Origin of the sequence: Haemophilus haemolyticus M19501 (assembly GCF_000222025.1) — a bacterium.
In the GTDB taxonomy this organism is placed as follows: domain Bacteria; phylum Pseudomonadota; class Gammaproteobacteria; order Enterobacterales; family Pasteurellaceae; genus Haemophilus; species Haemophilus haemolyticus_G.
Window position 1 is genome coordinate 128719 of record NZ_AFQO01000015.1, and the last position, 21845, is coordinate 150563.

The window sequence follows — 21845 nt, forward strand, 5'->3', positions numbered from 1 at the left end:
CCCAAATCCATATTATTGTGCGTCAAAAGTTAGCATATATTCTACAGAGCGACGATCGTAATCCGCATTATTAGTTACTTTTTCCTCAAACTCTGCCCATACTTTGTTGAAACCTTTAACTGGCGTAAATTGAGCAATACCTTTTTCATTAGTTAAATTGAACGGTGCATCTTCACTTACACCTACTTTAATGCCTTGAACGGGTTTACCGTTATGTAAAACAAGGATAGAAAGTGGTTTGTTCGCTTGTGCTTTTTCTTGAGGAATCAATTCGTAAGCTTGTTGATGAGATTTGAAAGATTCAGCATCCCATTTCAAAATCGCTTTACCAAATTTAACAGGGTTGGTACTAAATTCTGCTGTTGGTTCTTCACGTTTTGTTTTTTCAACGTATTTACCGCTTGGTAATTTTGACCATACACCATTATCGAAATGAATGAAGACTAAATCTGATTTAGGCATAAGATAGGCTTCGCCATTTCTGAATTGGTAATCAACGGCAGTTAATTTTCCTTGCGCATTTAAGGCTTGGATAGATTTAAGTTTAGATTCTGGATAAGTTTCAGTTTGTTCATGTCCAAATTTCACTACGTATTCATCTTGTGATGAAGCAGGCTCAAGCCAAACATTGTGAGCGTTAGCAACAGACACACCTAAAAGTGCGGTTAATCCCACTGCGATTTTTTTCAATTCCATTTTGGATACTCCTTGTTTGTTTAAGAAAATCTAGGCGTATGATAAAATATGAAGTAACTTTAGAATCAAGTCATTTTTTAAGGAAATTGATGAAAATTGGAGCGCTTGCTAAAGCCCTAGGCTGTACCGTAGAAACCATTCGTTATTATGAACAACAAGGTTTAATCCCGCTCCCCAAACGCACTTCAGGCAATTTTAGGCAATATAATGAAGAACACTTGCAACGTTTATCATTTATTTGTAACTGCCGAAATCTAGATATTTCATTAAGTGAAATAAAAACCCTACTGAATTTAGAAAACGCCTCCAAACAACAAGCAGAAGAAATAAATCGTGTATTAGACAAACACATTAAAGAGGTGGCGACAAGGATTCACGAACTCGCCCATTTGCGGATGAAATTAATGGAATTACGTGAGAAAACAGTCTCGAATGATGAAGATCCAATGAAATTGCTATTGCAACATAGTGGCGTGAAATTTGTGCGATTAAAATAACCGCACTTTTAGATTATGGCTGACTAGATAAACGCTGTTTTGCTTCCTGATTACCTAATTCAGCAGCTTTTTTCAACCATTCTAAGGATTTTTTAGGCTGGTTTTGTGAGAGATAAATATTACTTAACATCATCATCGCATCCGTATCTTTAGCCCGAGCGGTACGTTCAAAAAGCTTAATGGCCTGCTCTGTATTTTGTTTGACGTAATCGCCACGTAGATACATAACGCCAAGGTTATTTAGCCCTTTCACGCTGCCCTTCTCTGCGGCTTCGCTAAACCACCAATAAGCCTTTTCATAATCTCTCGCTGTGCCACGCCCGAGATTATATAACATACCAAGATTGCTTTGAGCCGTTATATTTCCTTCCAACGCCATCGGATACATAATATCGAAAACAGAGATCCATTGCTGTTTATTGGCAAACTCTTGTGCCAAATTCATTTTAGCTTGATCATCCATTTTCGAACCTGCTGTAACATCAACGGTTTTCATTGCCCAAATAGGCAAACTACAAGAAAGTAATACTGTATGAAAAAATAACTTCAGTTTCATTTATAAAGTTGCTATTAAAAGTAAAATAAAAAACACAGCAGTAATCGCAAATTCGGTTAGTCCAACTTGCATAACAGAGAGCTTTTTAGTGGGCAGATAAACCGCTCGCACTAATCCAGGGACAAAAGCTAATGCTAAAACAAATTGTTGCGAAACCACAAAAATCAGCACACATAATAAGTGAAAAATCACTGATGCCCAAAAATAACGTGGATTTTTTCGCTCACGCATCATAGATTTCACATAAAGTGTTGTTCCAATAAAAAATAATGTTGGATAAATCGCTACCCAAAGTATTTTTTCATCAAAAGTGCGGTCAGAAAAATAATAAGATCCCATTCCAGCTAAAGCAAAAATTAAGATCCCAGCCAAATCATTCCATAAATTACGTTCATCTTTTTTCTTGGTAAAGTAAATATTTACTATTACAAAAGGCAGCATGGCAAACATAAAATAAAGCACTTGCCAATTATAAATTAACGCGGGAATCGCAAAAATCACTGCGGCAGCAAAATAAATCACAGACCATTTTTTGTATAACTCAAGATTTTTACCTTTAAATAAATTCAAAAAAGGATAAGTCATCAAATAAAGCGAAAACCATCCTAATAATAAAAATACGTGCGCCCATACTGGATTAGCAAGTAACATACCGTAAATAAAAGGCACCAATGCCATAACAATAGCACCGTGCTGATTAGAAATAAGCAATTTCATAATAATTAAATAATTGAGAATAATTGTCGGGTATTCTAGCTTAGTAAAGAGGATTTTACAAAGCAGTAAAGGCTATTTAGAATAGAAGAAAATACCCAAAAGGAGAATCCTATGACAATTCAACGCATTTTACCTAGTTCACGTTTAAGTGAAATTTCAATTCATAACAACCTCGCCTATTTTGCAGGACAAGTTCCAGAATTAACCATCGAGCAAAATGCCTACGAACAAACCAAAGAAGTATTAGGTTTAATTGATAAATTATTAGCAGAAATTGGCTCCAATAAAAGCAATATTTTAACTGCACAAATTTTCTTGGCAGATATGCAAGATTATGCACAATTAAATCAAGCTTGGGATGAATGGGTCGATCGTGTTAGCCCTCCAAGTCGAGCGACAGTCGAAGCTAAATTAGCGGATCCTCGTTGGAAAGTTGAAATTGTTATTATTGCAACTTGTTAGTTTTTAAGCCAAATAAACAGGAGAATATTATGGAAAATTGGACAAATGAAATTTGGGTAGCGATTGGTATCGCTTTTATTGTTGGATTATTTATTGGTTACATTGCCGTGCGTTTAACCAAAGGCTCCGTAAAACATCAAGCTAAAACAGAAGCTGAATTAAAAACAGTCAAAAACCAACTTGATACACAAAAGGCTCAAATCGAAAAACATTTTGCAGAAAGTGCTGAATTATTCAAAACCTTAATTAACGATTATCAAAAACTTTATCGCCACTACGCAACCTCCTCCAATAATTTACTGGGCGAAAAAGATCACAAAGGTTTATTCACTCAACAGTTGATTACTGCGACAGATAAATCTCAAAATGAACAACCAAGAGATTATTCCGAGGGTGCATCGGGTTTGTTTAAAGAAAAGAAAGAAGAAAATTAAAAAGTGCGGCTAAAAATAGAAATGTTTTTAGCCGTTTTGATATAGGAACAATTTATTGTTCTCTTATATCACTCATAAAACCTAGATAAAACAAAACCCCGCGATTAGTTTCGCGGGGTTATGAAAGGGTTAGTTGGTGCAACTAGCTGGACTCGAACCAGTGACCCCCACCATGTCAAGGTAGTGCTCTAACCAACTGAGCTATAGTTGCACTGTGTAAAGTGCTAGGAATTATAGATGTTTTTTACCTGAAAACAAGTATTTTTCTTAAAACTAAAGATAACTGGCAAAAAAGTAAACAGTATTGCCTTAAATAACCGAGCCGTTTTTGATTTCCCAAATTTTTAAGCGTATAATGCGCACCGATTTTTCATCTGGCTAATATATAGCCAAATAAAAATAGTATCTTTAAAATTTTGTAATTATTGACGGAGTAAATAATGTCTAGAAGACTAAGAAGAACGAAGATTGTATGTACTATGGGCCCATCAACTGACCGTGATAACAATCTTGAAAAAATTATCGCAGCGGGCGCAAACGTAGTTCGTATGAACTTCTCTCACGGTACACCTGATGACCATATCGGACGCGCTGAACGTGTACGTTCTATCGCAAAAAAATTAGGTAAAACCGTGGCAATCTTAGGTGATTTACAAGGTCCTAAAATTCGTGTATCTACTTTTAAAGACGGTAAAATTTTCTTAAGCGTTGGTGATAAATTCATTCTTGATGCGGAATTACCAAAAGGCGAAGGCACACAAGAATCTGTTGGTTTAGACTATAAAACTCTTCCACAAGATGTTGTTCCTGGCGACATTCTTTTATTAGATGATGGCCGTGTTCAATTAAAAGTATTATCAACTGATGGTGCAAAAGTTTTTACTGAAGTCACTGTTGGTGGTCCATTATCAAATAATAAAGGTATCAACAAATTAGGCGGCGGTTTATCTGCAGAAGCATTAACAGAAAAAGATAAAGCAGACATTATTACCGCTGCACGCATTGGTGTTGATTTCTTAGCCGTTTCTTTCCCTCGTTCAAGTGCAGATTTAAATTATGCACGTGAACTTGCTCAACAAGCAGGTTTAAATGCAAAAATCGTTGCTAAAGTTGAACGTGCAGAAACCGTTGCTAATGATGAAGCCATGGACGATATTATTTTAGCATCTGATGTCATCATGGTTGCACGCGGTGACTTAGGTGTAGAAATCGGCGATCCTGAATTAGTCGGTGTACAGAAAAAATTAATCCGTCGTTCACGTCAATTAAATCGTGCTGTAATTACAGCAACTCAAATGATGGAATCAATGATTAGCAACCCAATGCCAACTCGTGCTGAAGTAATGGACGTTGCAAACGCAGTATTAGATGGTACTGATGCAGTTATGCTTTCTGCAGAAACAGCAGCTGGTCAATATCCTTCTGAAACAGTAGCCGCAATGGCTGGCGTATGTTTAGGTGCAGAAAAAATGCCAAGCATTAACGTTTCTCGTCACCGTATGGATAAAGAATTTGAAACCATTGAAGAATCTGTTGCGATGTCTGCAATGTATGCAGCAAACCACATGAAAGGTGTGGCGGCAATTGTCACTTTAACTAGCACAGGCCGTACCCCATTATTAATGTCACGTATCAGCTCAGGTTTACCAATCTTTGCTTTATCTCGTAATCAAGAAACTTTAAACCTTTGTGCACTATACCGTGGTGTAACTCCCGTTTATCATGGTGAAGATAGCCGCACAGAAACCAGTGCAAAAGTAGCACTTCAATCATTAAAAGAAAAAGGTTACTTATCTACTGGGGATTTAGTGCTTGTTACTCACGGTGGTCAAGGTGCGACACAAACCAACGTATGTCGTACATTAATTGTTGAATAATCAACAATCTAAATACGTTAAAATGAAAGAGCGGTGGATTTTTCCACCGTTTTTTATTTCCTTTTTCTACCGCACTTTTCACTTAAACCCAATAGATATTTGCGGTATCATAGGCGACATTCTAGTATCGAAATAAGTCCTATGGCCTCACAACCTCAAATCAAATCTTCTGACAAAAAAACGGCACAAATAAGTATTCCACCACACTCACTTGAGGCTGAACAAGCCGTGTTGGGGGGCATCATGCTGAGCAATCAACATTGGGATGGCATTGCTGAACGTGTCATTGCTGACGATTTTTATACTTTTCAGCATCGTCTGATTTTTACAGAAATGGAACATCTAATGCGTAATCAATCGCCTATTGATTTAATTACGCTAGATCAAGCCTTAAGAAGCCGTGGTGTAAGCGATGAAGTGGGTGGATTTGCCTATCTAGCAGAGCTTTCCAATAATACTCCGAACGCGATTAATATTTTGGCTTATGCGGATATTGTGCGAGAGAAAGCCATATTACGAGAACTTATTTCGGTAGGAAATCGCATTGCTGAAAATAGCTATTCTCCCAAAGGGCAAGACATTAAGTTAATTCTTGATGAAGCAGAGCGTGAAGTATTTGCGATTGCAGAAAAACGGACTACTTCTAGCGAGGGCCCACAAAATGTGATCAATGTGCTGGAAAGTACTATTGAAAAAATCGATATTTTGAGCAAACTTGAAAATCATTCAGGCGTAACGGGCATTACGACAGGTTTCACTGATCTTGATAAAAAAACGGCCGGTTTACAACCTTCTGACTTAATTATCGTTGCGGCACGTCCGTCAATGGGTAAAACTACTTTCGCCATGAACCTTTGCGAAAATGCCGCAATGGCAAGTGAAAAACCCGTTTTAGTATTTAGTTTAGAAATGCCAGCAGAACAAATTATGATGCGTATGATCGCATCACTTGCTCGCGTTGATCAAACTAAAATCCGAACAGGTCAAAATTTAGATGAAATCGAGTGGAATAAAATTGCTAGCGTAGTGGGAATGTTCAAGCAAAAAAATAATCTTTTTATCGATGATTCTTCAGGTTTAACTCCTACCGACGTTCGTTCGCGCGCACGCCGAGTTTATCGTGAGAATGGTGGATTAAGTATGATTATGGTGGATTATTTGCAATTAATGCGCGCACCCGCATTCTCAGATAACCGAACATTAGAAATCGCAGAAATTTCTCGTTCCCTCAAAGCACTCGCCAAAGAATTACAAGTGCCAGTAGTCGCCCTTTCTCAGTTAAATCGTACTTTAGAACAACGTGCGGACAAACGCCCTGTAAACTCAGATTTACGTGAATCTGGCTCCATTGAACAAGATGCAGACTTGATTATGTTTATTTACCGAGATGAAGTCTATAACGATAACTCGGAAGATAAAGGTGTTGCAGAAATTATTATCGGTAAACAGCGTAACGGCCCGATTGGTCGAGTGCGGTTAAAATTTAATGGACAATTCTCACGCTTCGATAATCTCGCCGAACAACGTGAATATCATGATGATTATTAAGGAATAACAATGAATGTAAAACCGGCGACAGCGAAAATTAGCTCGCACGCCTTAAAACAAAATTTAGAAATAATTAAACAAAAAGCACCAAATAGTAAAATCATCGCTGTGGTTAAAGCAAATGCCTATGGTCACGGCGTTGTGTTTGTCGCATCAACTTTAGAACAAAATGTCGATTGCTTTGGCGTGGCTCGTTTAGAAGAGGCTCTGGCATTACGCTCCAACGGTATTACTAAACCGATTTTATTGCTTGAAGGCTTTTTTAATGAACAAGATTTGCCCATCTTAGCGGTCAATAATATCGAAACTATCGTACATAATCGTGAACAATTGGAAGCACTAAAACGTGCGAATTTACCAAGTCCAATTAAAGTTTGGTTAAAAATAGACACAGGCATGCATCGTTTAGGTGTTGCATTAGATGAAGTGGATTTTTTCTATAATGAACTTAAAAAACTTCCATATATTCAACCGCACTTAGGCTTTGTCAGCCATTTTAGCCGCGCTGATGAATTAGAATCCAATTATACCCAACTTCAAATCAACCGCTTTTTATCCGCCACAAAAGATAAACAAGGTGAACGTACTATTGCTGCATCGGGCGGTATTCTTTTCTGGCCTGAATCTCATCTGGAATGTATCCGCCCCGGTATTATTATGTATGGCATTTCACCAACTGATACCGTCGGTGCTGAATTTGGTTTAACGCCAGTAATGAATTTAACTTCATCATTGATTGCTGTTCGCAACCATAAACAAGGTGAACCAGTTGGGTACGGTGGCATTTGGACAAGTTCACATGATACAAAAATCGGTGTTGTGGCTATTGGTTATGGCGATGGATATCCTCGCGATGTGCCTGAAGGCACGCCTGTTTATTTGAATGGTCGTATCGTGCCAATTGTTGGAAGGGTTTCAATGGATATGTTAACCGTTGATTTAGGACCTGATAGCCAAGATCAAGTAGGTGATGAAGTAATTCTATGGGGTAAGGAATTACCTATTGAAACCGTAGCTAAATTCACAGGAATTTTAAGCTATGAGCTAATTACAAAATTAACACCGCGTGTTATAACTGAATATGTTGATTAATCTGTTAATCACTGCATTTTCTGAAGAGAGGGATTCACTCCCTCTCTAATAAAAATCCTAGAAAGTGCGGTTAAAATTTTGATTATTTTTAATGAAAGGAAATACCATGAAAAACATTAACCCGACTCACACCCATGCGTGGAAATCTCTCGAAGCACATAAAGCTGAATTGTCAAACACCACCATCCAAGATTTATTTAAACAAGAAAAAAATCGTTTTGACGATTATTCTTTAACATTCAATAACCAAATTCTTGTCGATTTTTCCAAAAACAACATCAATCAAACAACCCTTTCATATCTTCGCCAACTTGCTCAAGAATGCGCGCTTGATAGCGCAAAAGAAGCGATGTTTACTGGCGAAAAAATCAATCGTACAGAAAATCGTGCCGTGCTGCATACTGCACTTCGCAATCGCGCTAATACGCCAGTACTTGTTGATGGTAAAGATGTCATGCCTGAAGTCAATGCTGTGCTAGCTAAAATGAAAGATTTCTGTCAGCATATTATTTCCGGTGAATGGAAAGGCTATACAGGAAAAGCCATTACTGATGTTGTGAATATTGGTATTGGTGGCTCTGATTTAGGTCCTTATATGGTAACCGAAGCACTTCGCCCATATAAAAATCATCTAAATATGCACTTTGTTTCAAATGTGGATGGTACACACATCGCGGAAACCTTAAAAAAAGTCAATCCAGAAACAACACTTTTCTTAGTGGCATCGAAAACGTTTACAACTCAAGAAACCATGACAAATGCGCAAAGTGCACGTGATTGGTTACTGAAAGCAGCGAAAGATGAAAGTGCGGTTGCAAAACATTTTGCAGCATTATCAACCAATGCTAAAGATGTAGAAAAATTTGGTATTGATACAAATAATATGTTTGAATTTTGGGATTGGGTTGGCGGTCGTTACTCTTTATGGTCAGCTATTGGTCTTTCAATTGCACTATCAATTGGCTTTAAAAACTTTGAAGAGTTGTTGAATGGCGCACATGAAATGGATAAACATTTCCGCTCTACTCCAATTGAAAAAAATATTCCAACCACTTTAGCATTAGTTGGCTTATGGAATACCAATTTCCTTGGTGCGCAAACAGAAGCGATCTTACCTTATGATCAATATTTACATCGCTTCGCAGCCTATTTCCAACAAGGTAATATGGAATCAAATGGTAAATATGTGGATCGTGATGGCAATATTATTAACAACTACCAAACTGGCCCAATTATTTGGGGTGAACCAGGTACAAACGGACAACATGCGTTCTATCAATTAATTCACCAGGGCACCACTTTAATTCCTTGTGATTTTATCGCACCGGCTCAAAGCCATAACCCATTGGCAGATCATCACAATAAATTGCTTTCTAACTTCTTTGCACAAACAGAAGCATTAGCATTCGGAAAAACAAAAGAGGAAGTCAAAGCTGAATTTGTAAAAGCGGGTAAATCTTTAGATGATGTAAAAAATATTGTTCCATTTAAAGTATTCACTGGTAATAAGCCAACTAATTCGATTCTCGTTCAAAAAATCACGCCATTTACCTTGGGTGCATTAATTGCTATGTATGAACATAAAATCTTCGTACAAGGTGTGATTTTTAATATCTTTAGCTTCGATCAATGGGGTGTAGAACTAGGCAAACAACTTGCAAACAGAATTCTTCCCGAATTAACAGATTCTGAAAAAGTAGCAAGTCATGACAGTTCAACCAATGGACTAATTAATCAATTTAAAGCATGGCGTTAATTGTTTATTTAATATAAAAGAGTTAAACAATTATAATTTTATATAAAGGGCTAAATTCCGTATTTATTATAGGATTTAGTCCTTTAAATTTATCTTTAAGATGTTATGAATAGACGTAAAAATTTTTAATTGATTGTTTTTTTTGTATTTTTAATAATAAAAAAATCAGCGCCTTAACTGATTAAGACGCTAATTAATAATATATTAGGCGTTAACGCTATTAGTTATAGCACAGAAACATTTAAGTTTGAGCCACCACCAACAATACGAACTCGGCGACCAGCCACAAAACTGCTGTCAGCCTTTTGAACGACAACGATTTCTTGACCATCATCTTTCTTAATTACAAGTTCAGCACCGTTTACTTGACTCATTTTTTCTTCGATTTTGCTTCCAGCTACTGCACCTCCAATCGCGCCAACTACTGCTGCAATAGCTTGACCACGACCACCGCCAATTGCACTACCTGCAATACCACCTAAAGCACCGCCACCAAGCGTACCAATTACGCCTTGATTATCTGCTTGGATCTTAACGGGACGCACAGAAACAATTGTACCATAAGTAATTGAACGAGCTTCTTTAGCTTGAGATGCGCTATAAACATCACCGCTGAAAATATCGGTATTCGCACAACCTGTTACGCTAAAGGCGACTAACAATGCAAAAGCTACTGTTGTCTTTTTCATATATTACGCTCCTTATTTACAGAAAGTAATTAAAGTGGATTTCTTGGAGAGAAAGTTGAAATATTTTTAGTATTACTATTCTCTGATACTAAAACACAAGCACCCACAACTAAGGTTGAATCATACTTGTGAGTAAGCACAACTTGCTCACCATCTTGTTGACGACCTGAACAATCATTTTTACGGATGGTTAATTTAAGATTTTCACCTTCCATTTGGCTAAAAACAATTTGACCTTTATAAGCATTTTCATCTTTTTGGAAAGAAGAACAAGCACTTAAACCTACAGCTGCTAAAACCGCTAATGCAAGAGATAATTTTTTCATTTTGCTAAACCTCGAGTATTTTCTTTATAGAATAAGGATGAACCTTAATACAAGTATGATTTGATGTCTTATCAACAAAACTTACTGCAATAGATGGATTAGGCAATCTCTCGCCATCCACTTTAGGCTCGCTCACTTTAATGGTTAATTGAGTTAATTCGCTCCATAAAAAATGCATATTAATACGCTGTACCCATTCATTTATCGATTCATTCGGTAAAAATGGCATTACAACCTCAATATGCTCCCAACCTTCTACGGAATACTGCTTATTTTTAGGGAACGGAAGTTCAATAACATCAACGAACTGATTAGCGAATTTCACTGCTTTCTCTAGCTGAATTAGATAAATCTTACGTCCGTTGACAATGTTATCCGACAAAATTCTACCGTATTTCAATAAAAGTGTCAGCCAGTCTTTTGCATTTTGTTCATTATTTACACGCACAGCAAGGTGATCGATTTCATAATTTGAAAAATCAATTGACATCATTTGAGCTAATTGTTGAATTTTTTTTTCAAATTCCGCCAAATCAGAAAAAAGTGCGGGTGATTTTTCCTGTAAATTTGTCATTTTGTCCCTTTGAGAAACTCATAAAGAACGGTATCATAGCCGATTATTTTCATTATTCAATTTGAACATAGGAAAAAACGTGAATATTCAATCTATTTTATCCGACAAAATCAAACAAGCTATGATTCTTGCTGGGGCAGATCAATCTTGCGATGCGCTTGTTCGTCAATCAGGAAAACCACAATTTGGCGATTATCAAGCCAATGGCATTATGGCTGCGGCGAAAAAATTAGGTTTAAATCCACGAGAATTTGCTCAAAAAGTTTTAGATAATGCTCAACTATCTGATATTGCAGAAAAATTAGAAATCGCAGGACCAGGCTTTATTAATATTTTCTTAAATCCAACTTGGCTAACAACAGAGGTTTCAACTGCGCTTTCCCAAAAGAATTTAGGCATTCAAGCTACGGATAAGCAAACTGTCGTGATTGATTATTCATCTCCAAATGTAGCAAAAGAAATGCATGTTGGTCACTTGCGCTCTACGATCATCGGCGATGCTGTTGTGAGAACCCTAGAATTTTTAGGTCACAATGTTATTCGTGCAAACCATGTTGGTGACTGGGGAACGCAATTCGGAATGCTTATTGCTTATCTTGAAAAAATGCAAAACGAGCATGCGAGTGAAATGGAATTGCACGATCTTGAAGCCTTTTATCGCGAAGCCAAAAAACATTACGATGAAGATAAAGTTTTCGCAGAAAAAGCACGTAATTACGTCGTGAAATTACAAGGTGGTGATGAATATTGCCGAGCTATGTGGAAACGTTTAGTTGACATCACGATGCAACAAAATCAGCACAACTATGATCGCTTGAATGTGACTTTAACCGAAAAAGATGTGATGGGTGAAAGTCTTTATAATCCAATGTTACCAAGCATCGTAGAAGATCTTAAAAAACAAGGTTTAGCTGTAGAAGATGATGGTGCATTGGTTGTTTATTTGGATGAATTCAAAAATAAAGAAGGCGACCCAATGGGCGTGATCGTTCAGAAAAAAGATGGCGGTTTCCTTTACACTACAACCGATATTGCTGCAGCAAAATATCGTTATGAAACATTAAAAGCTGATCGCGCACTTGTTTTTTCAGATACTCGCCAAAGCCAACATATGCAACAAGCTTGGTTAATTACTCGTAAAGCAGGTTATGTACCAGACAGTTTCTCTTTAGAGCATAAAAACTTTGGGATGATGCTTGGTAAAGATGGCAAACCATTTAAAACCCGTACCGGTGGCACGGTGAAATTAGCCGATCTATTAGATGAAGCGATTGAGCGCGCCACTGTATTAATTAATGAAAAAAATACAAATTTATCTAATGATGAAAAAGAAGCTGTGATTGAGGCTGTCGGTATTGGTGCGGTGAAATATGCAGATCTATCCAAAAACCGTACTACTGATTACGTTTTTGATTGGGATAACATGTTAAGCTTTGAAGGTAACACTGCACCATATATGCAATATGCTTATACCCGAATTCGTTCGATCTTTAATAAAACAGATATAAATTCAACCGCACTTTTGGCTGCACCTTTAACGCTTGAAGAGGATAAAGAAAGAGCGCTTGCAATTAAACTACTACAATTTGAAGAAGCGGTGCAAACTGTCGGAAAAGAAGGCACACCACACGTGCTTTGTGCTTATTTATACGAACTAGCAGGCATATTCTCGTCATTCTATGAGCATTGCCCAATTTTAAATGCTGAAGATGAGTCCGTAAAATTAAGCCGTTTGAAATTGGCATTATTAACGGAAAAAACCTTAAAACAAGGTTTAGAGTTACTCGGTATTAAAACCGTAGAAAAAATGTAATTTAGATACTTAAAATCCCTTTCTTACGAAAGGGATTTTTTATGCTTATTTACAGAATAAAAAAAGTGCCCCAATGGGGCACTACTCGGAAAGCAAAATAGATGTCGGCTATTTAAGATAGCACTTGTTTTTAGTGGTTTCAGAATAAAGAAATCCGATCAGTTATGCAAATACATATTTTTAGATTTGTGAACTTGGTCACGATTTTTTTATAAAAAAACTAAAAACAAATATATTTCTAATAAAGTGCGGTAAAATTCTATTACAATATTTCCGCACTTTACGCCCCTACTTTAGAGAATATTCTTTTCTCCACGAGACACACTAATCAATCCAGAACGAACAATTTCCAACAATGTGGTTTCTTCTTTCAATGCAGAAATAAATGCATCAATTTTATCTTTGGTTCCACTTAATTGAATTGTGTAAGATTTTGGTGTGACATCTACAATTTGACCACGGAAAATATCGGCTAAACGTTTAATCTCATCGCGAGATGACCCTACTGCTCTCACCTTCGCTAAAACAATTTCACGGACTATATGCTCTTGCTCGCTCAAATTAATCACTTTAAACACATCCACTAATTTATGGAGTTGTTTCTCAATTTGTTCCAATACTTGAGCATCGCCCACCGCTTCAATAGTCATTCGAGAAAGTGTTGGATCATCCGTTGGCGCCACCGTCAAACTTTCAATATTAAAAGCACGTTGGGAGAATAAACCAACAACACGCGATAAAGCACCAGACTCATTTTCGAGTAAAACAGATAAAATTCTACGCATTAGTTGTCTCCTCTTGAGGTTTACTTAAAATCATTTCATTCATTGCGCCACCACGGATTTGCATTGGATACACATGCTCAGATTCATCTACATTAATATCCACAAAGACTAATTTATTTTTAATGCTGAATGCTTCTTGCAATTTGCTTTCAAGTTCATCAGGGGTAGCAATTTTTATACCGACATGACCGTAAGATTCTGCTAATTTCACAAAATCAGGCAAGGAATTCATATAGGTTTGCGAATGGCGACCAGAATAAATCAAATCTTGCCATTGTTTTACCATTCCCAAGAAATGATTATTTAAACAAATAATAACAACAGGGATACCATACTGCGTTGCGGTAGAAAGCTCTTGAATATTCATTTGAATACTTCCATCACCAGTCACACAAACAACTGTTCCTTCTGGATGAGCCAATTTCACACCTAATGCAGCGGGTAAACCAAATCCCATGGTGCCTGCGCCCCCAGAATTAATCCAATGACGCGGTTCATCGAATGGATAATGTAACGCAGCAAACATTTGGTGCTGACCTACATCAGAAGCCACATAAGCTTGTCCTTTCGTGAGGCGATATACCGCTTCCATAACTTGTTGTGGTTTAATCACGCTAGAAGTGCGGTCAAATTCCAAACATTTTTTTGCTTTCCATTGGTTGATTTCTTGCCACCAACTTTCAAGATCTGTTTGAGATTTCAATCCCTCTTCATTCAATAAACTCAAAAATTCTTCCAAGACATTTTTCGCATTTCCGACAATTGGAATCGCTGCTGGAACATTTTTAGAAATCGAGGTTGGATCAATATCAATATGAATTACTTTGGCATTTGGGCAATATTTTTCTAAATTATTTGTTGTGCGATCATCAAAACGAACGCCAATCCCCAAAATAAGATCACTTTCGTGCATTGCCGTATTAGCTTCGAAAGTACCGTGCATCCCTAACATGCCTAGGAATTGTTTATCTGTACTTGGATAAGCCCCTAACCCCATTAATGATGAAGTAACTGGCAAATTTAAACGTTGTGCAAACTGAATTAACTGTTGACTACATTCAGCAGCAATTGCACCACCACCGACGAAAAGTATTGGTTTCTTCGCTACTAAAAGTGCTTTTAATGCTTTTTTAATTTGGCCTTTGTGCCCATTTACTGTTGGATTATAAGAACGTAATTCTACAGATTCAGGGTATTCATAAGGATATTTAAAATTCGGATTTACGGTATCTTTTGGAATATCCACCACTACAGGACCTGGACGACCAGTTGATGCGATATAAAAAGCTTTTTTCAAAATAGAGGGAATATCTTCCGCTTTTTTGACAATAAAGCTATGCTTCACAACTGGACGAGAAATCCCCACCATATCACATTCTTGGAATGCATCTCGGCCAATTAAATTACTCATGACCTGACCAGAAATAATGACCATAGGCACAGAATCTGTATAAGCCGTTAAAATCCCGGTGATTGCATTTGTTGCTCCGGGTCCTGAAGTCACTAACACACATCCAACTTTACCTGTAGAACGAGCATAACCATCCGCCATGTGTACAGCCGCTTGTTCATGGCGAACTAAAATATGTTCAATACCACCTAGTGTATGGATCGCATCATAAATATCTAATACTGCCCCACCTGGATAACCAAATAAATACTCTACGCCTTCATCACGTAAAGATTGAACCACCATCTCTGCGCCAGATAACTTCTTCATTTTTCACTCCTTAAATTCACCGCACTTTCAAAAGTGCCCATGATTTGTATCAATGATTTACATCATACTAAGCAAAAAGTTTTTGTCTAGTCTACATAACGGCTAAAAACACCTACAAAACAGAATAAAAAGTCAAGAAATAATACAAAATTAGATTTTTATAAAAAAAATAACACTTTTAAATAAAAAAATGCGACCTTATGTCGCATTTTATAAACTTACCAAAATTTTATATTTTATTTATATTCTTGAGCAAGATCACATTTTTAACGTTTTTTCACTGCAAATACGATTAAAAATAATGAAATCGCTGTCGCAGCAAAACCAGCTAAACCTGAATAAGTAAACCCTACCACAATGTAACCAATAGAAGTCGCTGTTGCAACTGTGGCAGCATAAGGAAGCTGAGTAGTCACATGATCCATATGGTTACATTTTGCACCAGTTGAAGATAAAATCGTTGTATCAGATACTGGCGAACAGTGGTCACCACATACAGCCCCCGCCATTACTGCTGATAAACAAGGGAGTAATAATTCTGGCGCCGCATTTGCAGCCATAGCCGCTGCAATTGGTAGCATAATGCCAAATGTCCCCCAGCTCGTACCTGTTGAGAACGCCATTGCAGAACCAAGAATAAATAAAATTACTGGTAAGAATTGCATTGGGATATTACCAGAAACAAGAGAAGATAAATATTTACCAGTTTGCATATCCCCAACGACTTTATTAATTGTCCACGCAAAGAATAAAATCGCAATGGCACCAGACATTGATTTAATACCTGAAATCCAAGAGCGTGCATATTCTGGAACACTGACTTGACGATCAAGAATAATTAATAAAGTAGAAACAAGAATAGAGCAAGTACCACCAAAAACTAAAGAAGTTCCAACAACAGTATTTTCAAATGCACCTAGAATGCTAAATTCTTTTCCATCCGCTGCTAATGCATCTGCACCCGTGTAAATCATCATTGAAACTGTTGAAATAATTAAAACTAAAATAGGCAATACAAGATTACGTACGTGACCTTTTGCACCCGTTTCTTCTTCTAATTCATTTTCAGAATCTTCCAAAGCTAATTTTTCATGGCGTGCCATTGAAGCAATATCGAAAGAAAAATATGCAACAAAGAACACCATGATAATTGAGAAAATGGCATAGAAGTTCATTGAGCTCATTGCCACGAATGCACCAATTGGTGTGTATTCAGTGATCGAATAAGTCGCTAATAAACCGCCTACTAAAGTAATAATGTATGCGCCCCAACTTGAAACAGGCATCATTACACACATCGGTGCTGCCGTTGAATCCAAAATATAAGCGAGTTTCGCACGAGAAACTTTAAAACGGTCTGTCACTGGACGAGCAATTGCGCCTACAGCAAGACTGTGGAAATAATCATCAATAAAAGTAACAAAAACTAATGATGCAGCTAATAATTTAGCACCACGACGACCTTTAATACGGTTTTGTGCCCATTCAGCAAACGCACGATTACTGCCTGATACCGTTAAAAGTGCGGTTAAAACACCAAGCAATAATAAGAACAAAACAATGTTCATATTAGAGTTAATTGCGCCATCAGCATAAACAAGTGAAATCACGTTGCTTGATAAATAGCTGAAAGACGAACCAATATTCCAGCCGCCTAACATTAACGCACCAACAATAATCCCTGCGCTGAGAGACACCAATACACGACGAGTTGCAATCGCCAAGACAATCGCCAATAAAGCTGGAATGATTGACCAAACTGAGGATGAAAAATCGATAAGTTCCATTAAGAGATACCTACAATTAATGGAGAGAACGGAAAGCAAAGGACAGAATAAGACCAGAACAACCGTAGCGCTCCATAGTTAATCAAAAAAACTATGACAGTGTCGCCCCTTTCGAGTACGCCACCAACCAAACAAAATGACTTCTGTTTGATTTCGGCAATCATTCCTTTCTTTTTTCTTCATCGTTATCCACTCTGAAAAAATACTTATAATGATTGCACCTCTACTTTTGTAGTGATTCAAGAGATTACCGTAAAAAAATCCAAATGCCAACAGGTTTTATAAAATTTTTTATTAGATTGAATTAAAAATATAAAAAATAAACAAAAAGAAATTTAAAGATATATACCTGCTCCGACCATTTATTTAAAATAGATATTTACAATAAATATTATTTTCTCTATTATTAAATAAATTTTTCCACATACAAGATTATTTTATCGAGGTTTATTATGAGCGAATTAGCAAAAGGTTTGACAAATCTTCGTAGTTTACGTGCGGCAGTGCGCGAATTAACTTTAGAACAAGCGGAAAGTGCTCTTGAAAAATTACAAACTGCTGTTGAAGAGAAACGTGCTAATGAAGCAGAATTAATTAAAGCAGAAACAGAGCGAAAAGAACGTTTAGCTAAATATAAAGAATTAATGGAAAAAGAAGGTATTACACCTGAAGAATTACAAGAGATCTTTGGTACAGCAGCAACATCTGCTAGAGCAAAACGTCCACCTCGCCCAGCAAAATATGCATTTATTGATGAAAATGGCGAGCGTAAAACATGGACTGGCCAAGGCCGCACACCACGCCCAATTCAAAATGCATTGAATTCTGGTAAATCATTATCTGATTTCGAAATTTAATTTTTCTATTTGAAACTAGAACCCATTTTTATGGGTTCTATTTTTTTATCTAAACGTAGCACACAACATTATGATCGAAAAAAAAATATTACTCACCGATTGTCCCGATGATAAAGGCTTAATAGCTAAAATAACCAACATTTGTTACAAACATCAACTAAACATTCTGCATAATAATGAATTTGTAGATTTTGAAACCAAGCATTTCTTTATGCGTACAGAATTGGAAGGTATTTTTAACGAAGCTACTTTATTAGAAGATCTAAAATATAGCTTACCCGAAGGAACGCATTGTCGATTAATTAGTACACAACGTAAACGAATTGTTATTTTAGTCACAAAAGAAGCTCACTGTCTCGGCGATATTTTAATGAAAAATTATTATGGTGCGCTTGATGTAGAAATTGCTGCAGTGATTGGCAACCATGATAATTTACGCGAACTCGTTGAGCGTTTTAATATTCCGTTTCATTTGGTTAGTCATGAAGGCTTAACTCGTATTGAGCACGATAAATTATTAGCTGAAAAAATTGATGAATACACGCCAGATTATATTGTCCTCGCTAAATATATGCGTGTGTTAAATCCTGAATTTGTCGCTCATTATCCAAATCGAGTGATTAATATCCATCATTCATTCTTACCTGCTTTTATTGGTGCCAAGCCTTATCAACAAGCCTATGAACGAGGTGTAAAAATTATCGGCGCAACGGCTCATTTCATTAATAATGAATTGGATCAAGGCCCAATCATTATGCAAAACGTCATTAATGTGGATCATACTTATAGCGCTGAAGCAATGATGCGTGCTGGCCGTGATGTGGAAAAAACCGTGCTAAGTCGTGCCCTTGATCTTGCTTTACACGATAGAATTTTTGTTTATAAAAATAAAACGGTGGTGTTGTAGTGGAAAAAATCACCCTTGCGCCAATAAGTGCGGTTGAAGGAACAATTAATTTACCAGGTTCTAAAAGTTTATCTAATCGCGCATTACTTTTAGCCGCCTTAGCTAAAGGCACAACAAAAGTAACCAATTTATTAGATAGCGATGATATTCGACATATGCTTAACGCACTCAAAGCATTAGGCGTACGCTATCAGCTTTCTGACGACAAAACTATTTGTGAAATAGAGGGATTAGGCGGAGCATTCAATATACAGGATAATCTTTCGCTCTTTCTTGGCAATGCGGGGACGGCAATGCGTCCATTAACCGCTGCGCTTTGCTTAAAAGGCACCTCCGAAGTTGAAATCATCTTAACGGGTGAACCTCGTATGAAAGAGCGTCCAATACTCCATTTAGTCGATGCTTTACGCCAAGCGGGTGCAGATATTCGCTACTTAGAAAATGAAGGTTATCCTCCGCTCGCAATTCGCAACAAAGGAATAAAAGGTGGAAATGTAAAAATTAATGGCTCTATTTCATCCCAATTTTTGACCGCACTTTTAATGTCTGCACCACTTGCAGAAAATGACACAGAAATCGAAATTATCGGTGAACTAGTCTCTAAACCCTATATTGACATCACCCTTGCGATGATGCGAGATTTTGGTGTAGACGTTGAAAACCATCACTATCAAAAATTTCAAGTTAAGGGAAATCAATCCTACGTTTCACCTGGAAAATATTTGGTAGAAGGCGATGCCTCATCAGCATCTTACTTTCTCGCAGCTGGCGCCATTAAAGGAAAAGTGAAAGTAACGGGAATTGGTAAAAACTCTATTCAAGGCGATCGTTTATTTGCTGATGTCTTAGAAAAAATGGGGGCAAAAATTACTTGGGGAGAGGATTTTATTCAAGCCGAACGTGATGAATTGCATGGCATTGATATGGATATGAACCACATTCCAGATGCCGCAATGACGATTGCTACCACTGCTCTTTTTGCTAAAGGGGAAAGCGTCATTCGAAATATTTATAACTGGCGTGTGAAAGAAACAGATCGTTTAACAGCAATGGCAACCGAACTGCGTAAAGTCGGTGCAGAAGTCGAAGAAGGTGAAGATTTTATTCGAATTCAACCGCTTGCACTCAATCAGTTTAAACATGCTGATATTGAAACTTATAACGATCACCGCATGGCAATGTGTTTTTCTCTAATCGCTCTGTCCAATACACCAGTGACAATTTTAGATCCCAAATGTACTGCCAAAACCTTTCCAACATTCTTTAGTGAATTTGAGAAAATCTGCTTAAGAGATTAAATTAAAAAGTGCGGTAAATTTCAAAACAGTTTTCAAAATTAACCGCACTTTCATTCCATTCTAAAAAATCCTAAATAAAGATTATTTATACCGTCTTTTCACCGCACTTTTATCTTGCTCACGTAATCGTTCTAGTTTTTCCTTAATCTGAATTTCCATACCTCTATTCGTCGGAAAATAATATTGAGTGTCTTTTAATTCAGGCGGGAAATAATTTTCACCTGCCACATAAGCGTTAGGTTCATCATGAGCATAACGATATTCAGCACCATAGCCAAGCTCTTTCATTAAATTAGTCGGCGCATTGCGTAAATGTGGTGGAACATCATAATCTGGCAAATCTTTCGCTTGCTGTTTCGCAGTGTTAAATGCGGTATAAACGGCATTACTTTTTGGCGCTACCGCAAGATAGATAATGGCTTGGGCAATGGCTCGCTCCCCTTCATAAGCTCCCACTCTAGTAAAGCAATCCCAAGCAGCCAATGCGACTTGCATAGCTCGAGGATCTGCATTTCCCACATCTTCTGAAGCAATGGCAAGTAATCGTCGCGCAACATATAAAGGATCACCGCCTGCCGTTAAAATTCGTGCATACCAATACAATGCCGCATCTGGTGCAGAACCGCGAACAGATTTATGTAGCGCAGAAATTAAATCATAGAAACGATCACCTTGTTTATCAAATCTCGCTTGACGTTCGCCTAAGACTTCTTTTAATAAAGTGTGGTCAATTTTCTTTCCATTTTCCGTTTCATCCGCCATATCCACCATTAATTCGAGGCAATTCAAAGCTAATCGTGCATCCCCATTAACATATTCGGCAAGTACTTGCAGTAAATTCTCTTCTAAAATTAACCGCTCTTTACCCAATCCACGTTTAGGATCTTCTACAGCTTGCTGCAAAACTTGTTCAATTTCAGCCGTTGTGAGTGATTTCAGCACATACACTCGGGCACGAGAAAGCAACGCATTATTTAGCTCAAAAGATGGATTTTCTGTTGTCGCCCCAATGAAAATAACCGTTCCGTCTTCAATGTGCGGTAAAAATGCATCTTGCTGGCTTTTATTAAAACGATGGACTTCATCCACAAACAAGATGGTTTTACGATCTGCAAGACAATTTTGTTTTGCACGATCAATGGCTTCACGAATTTCTTTGATGCCACTCGTCACCGCAGAAATTCGCTCAACTTCTGCATTAATACGTTGCGCAATAATTTCTGCGAGCGTTGTTTTTCCTGTACCTGGTGGCCCCCAGAAAATCATAGAATGAATATGCCCAGCTTGAATAGCTTTACGCAGTGGCTTACCTTCACCAATAAGATGAGTTTGCCCAAAATACTGCTCTAGACTCGTTGGACGCATCTTGGCTGCCAGTGGACGAAAATCATTTTCGGCAAAATCAAAATTGAGGTTCGACATGTTTATTTCTCACAAAATTGAAGGGCGTATTT

21 protein-coding genes, 1 tRNA gene and 1 riboswitch are annotated in these 21845 nt (G+C 37.3%); of the genes, 11 read left to right on the forward strand and 11 right to left on the reverse strand.

Annotated elements, in window-relative coordinates; genetic code table 11:
• Window positions 1-12: 12 nt before the first annotated feature.
• The gene (locus tag GG9_RS01515) at window positions 13-696 is read right to left on the reverse strand and encodes a DUF4198 domain-containing protein (protein WP_005632432.1); all 684 of its coding nucleotides are present in this window, start codon (window positions 694-696) and stop codon (window positions 13-15) included.
• Window positions 697-785: 89 nt separating this feature from the next.
• Here GG9_RS01515 and GG9_RS01510 point away from each other — a divergent pair, with 89 nt between their 5' ends.
• Window positions 786-1193 (forward strand): Cd(II)/Pb(II)-responsive transcriptional regulator, encoded by a 408-nt coding sequence (locus tag GG9_RS01510; RefSeq protein WP_005632435.1) that lies wholly within the window; start codon window positions 786-788, stop codon window positions 1191-1193.
• 13 nt (window positions 1194-1206) lie between these two features.
• Here GG9_RS01510 and GG9_RS01505 read toward each other — a convergent pair whose 3' ends face one another.
• Together GG9_RS01505 and GG9_RS01500 are read right to left on the reverse strand one after the other, a co-directional pair.
• Window positions 1207-1749: a tetratricopeptide repeat protein gene (locus GG9_RS01505; protein ID WP_005632437.1), complete on the reverse strand. Its 543-nt coding sequence runs from the start codon at window positions 1747-1749 to the stop codon at window positions 1207-1209.
• The gene (locus GG9_RS01500) at window positions 1750-2466 is read right to left on the reverse strand and encodes a YwiC-like family protein (protein ID WP_005632438.1); all 717 of its coding nucleotides are present in this window, start codon (window positions 2464-2466) and stop codon (window positions 1750-1752) included. It abuts the gene before it with no gap.
• 111 nt (window positions 2467-2577) lie between these two features.
• Here GG9_RS01500 and GG9_RS01495 point away from each other — a divergent pair, with 111 nt between their 5' ends.
• Together GG9_RS01495 and GG9_RS01490 are read left to right on the forward strand one after the other, a co-directional pair.
• A complete protein-coding gene (locus GG9_RS01495; RefSeq protein WP_005632439.1) occupies window positions 2578-2928 on the forward strand; it encodes a RidA family protein in 351 nt (116 codons plus the stop codon).
• Between the two features lie 29 nt (window positions 2929-2957).
• Window positions 2958-3362: a Z-ring associated ZapG family protein gene (locus GG9_RS01490; protein ID WP_032825139.1), complete on the forward strand. Its 405-nt coding sequence runs from the start codon at window positions 2958-2960 to the stop codon at window positions 3360-3362.
• A gap of 134 nt (window positions 3363-3496) precedes the next feature.
• Here GG9_RS01490 and GG9_RS0108920 read toward each other — a convergent pair.
• A tRNA-Val gene (locus GG9_RS0108920) sits at window positions 3497-3573 on the reverse strand.
• Between the two features lie 229 nt (window positions 3574-3802).
• Between GG9_RS0108920 and pyk the strand changes: the two genes are divergently transcribed.
• The 4 genes from pyk to pgi all read left to right on the forward strand — a co-directional run bounded on the left by pyk (window position 3803) and on the right by pgi (window position 9635).
• Window positions 3803-5239: a pyruvate kinase gene (gene pyk, locus GG9_RS01485; RefSeq protein ID WP_005632441.1), complete on the forward strand. Its 1437-nt coding sequence runs from the start codon at window positions 3803-3805 to the stop codon at window positions 5237-5239.
• A gap of 132 nt (window positions 5240-5371) precedes the next feature.
• Window positions 5372-6787 (forward strand): replicative DNA helicase, encoded by a 1416-nt coding sequence (locus GG9_RS01480; RefSeq protein WP_272941228.1) that lies wholly within the window; start codon window positions 5372-5374, stop codon window positions 6785-6787.
• 9 nt (window positions 6788-6796) lie between these two features.
• Window positions 6797-7879 (forward strand): alanine racemase, encoded by a 1083-nt coding sequence (gene alr / locus GG9_RS01475; protein ID WP_005632443.1) that lies wholly within the window; start codon window positions 6797-6799, stop codon window positions 7877-7879.
• Window positions 7880-7985: 106 nt separating this feature from the next.
• On the forward strand, window positions 7986-9635 hold the full coding sequence (pgi, locus tag GG9_RS01470; RefSeq protein WP_032825141.1) for a glucose-6-phosphate isomerase: 1650 nt from the start codon (window positions 7986-7988) through the stop codon (window positions 9633-9635).
• 224 nt (window positions 9636-9859) lie between these two features.
• Here pgi and GG9_RS01465 read toward each other — a convergent pair whose 3' ends face one another.
• The 3 genes from GG9_RS01465 to GG9_RS01455 are packed head-to-tail and all read right to left on the reverse strand — an operon-like array spanning window position 9860 to window position 11224.
• Complete coding sequence (locus GG9_RS01465; RefSeq protein ID WP_005632446.1) at window positions 9860-10324, reverse strand: outer membrane lipoprotein; 465 nt, start codon at window positions 10322-10324, stop codon at window positions 9860-9862.
• 29 nt (window positions 10325-10353) lie between these two features.
• Window positions 10354-10650, reverse strand: coding sequence for a hypothetical protein (locus GG9_RS01460; protein ID WP_005632448.1), 297 nt, complete (start codon window positions 10648-10650; stop codon window positions 10354-10356).
• A gap of 4 nt (window positions 10651-10654) precedes the next feature.
• Window positions 10655-11224: a VOC family protein gene (locus GG9_RS01455; RefSeq protein WP_005632450.1), complete on the reverse strand. Its 570-nt coding sequence runs from the start codon at window positions 11222-11224 to the stop codon at window positions 10655-10657.
• Between the two features lie 79 nt (window positions 11225-11303).
• On the opposite strand from GG9_RS01455, the gene argS reads away from it, so the two are divergent.
• The gene (gene argS / locus GG9_RS01450) at window positions 11304-13037 is read left to right on the forward strand and encodes an arginine--tRNA ligase (protein ID WP_005632452.1); all 1734 of its coding nucleotides are present in this window, start codon (window positions 11304-11306) and stop codon (window positions 13035-13037) included.
• Window positions 13038-13330: 293 nt separating this feature from the next.
• Here argS and ilvN read toward each other — a convergent pair whose 3' ends face one another.
• The 3 genes from ilvN to GG9_RS01435 all read right to left on the reverse strand — a co-directional run bounded on the left by ilvN (window position 13331) and on the right by GG9_RS01435 (window position 17329).
• Window positions 13331-13822 (reverse strand): acetolactate synthase small subunit, encoded by a 492-nt coding sequence (gene ilvN, locus GG9_RS01445; RefSeq protein WP_005626246.1) that lies wholly within the window; start codon window positions 13820-13822, stop codon window positions 13331-13333.
• A complete protein-coding gene (locus tag GG9_RS01440) occupies window positions 13815-15542 on the reverse strand; it encodes an acetolactate synthase 3 large subunit (protein WP_005632455.1) in 1728 nt (575 codons plus the stop codon). The genes ilvN and GG9_RS01440 overlap by 8 nt, the downstream gene beginning before the upstream one ends.
• A 266-nt stretch (window positions 15543-15808) precedes the next feature.
• Window positions 15809-17329, reverse strand: a complete 1521-nt coding sequence (locus GG9_RS01435; RefSeq protein ID WP_005632456.1) for a Na+/H+ antiporter NhaC family protein — start codon at window positions 17327-17329, stop codon at window positions 15809-15811.
• A gap of 57 nt (window positions 17330-17386) precedes the next feature.
• Window positions 17387-17563, reverse strand: a riboswitch (Lysine riboswitch).
• A gap of 218 nt (window positions 17564-17781) precedes the next feature.
• Between GG9_RS01435 and GG9_RS01430 the strand changes: the two genes are divergently transcribed.
• From GG9_RS01430 to aroA, 3 genes are all read left to right on the forward strand, one after another.
• Window positions 17782-18186 (forward strand): H-NS histone family protein, encoded by a 405-nt coding sequence (locus tag GG9_RS01430; RefSeq protein WP_005632458.1) that lies wholly within the window; start codon window positions 17782-17784, stop codon window positions 18184-18186.
• Window positions 18187-18256: 70 nt separating this feature from the next.
• Window positions 18257-19093: a formyltetrahydrofolate deformylase gene (gene purU / locus GG9_RS01425; protein WP_005632459.1), complete on the forward strand. Its 837-nt coding sequence runs from the start codon at window positions 18257-18259 to the stop codon at window positions 19091-19093.
• Window positions 19093-20391 carry a 3-phosphoshikimate 1-carboxyvinyltransferase gene (gene aroA, locus GG9_RS01420; protein WP_005632460.1) on the forward strand — a complete coding sequence of 433 codons (1299 nt, stop codon included), beginning with the start codon at window positions 19093-19095 and terminating at the stop codon, window positions 20389-20391. Before purU ends, aroA begins: the two co-directional genes overlap by 1 nt.
• Before the next feature lie 81 nt (window positions 20392-20472).
• Here the strand turns inward: aroA and GG9_RS01415 are convergent, their stop codons facing one another.
• Window positions 20473-21813: a replication-associated recombination protein A gene (locus tag GG9_RS01415; RefSeq protein WP_005632461.1), complete on the reverse strand. Its 1341-nt coding sequence runs from the start codon at window positions 21811-21813 to the stop codon at window positions 20473-20475.
• Window positions 21814-21845: the final 32 nt, after the last annotated feature.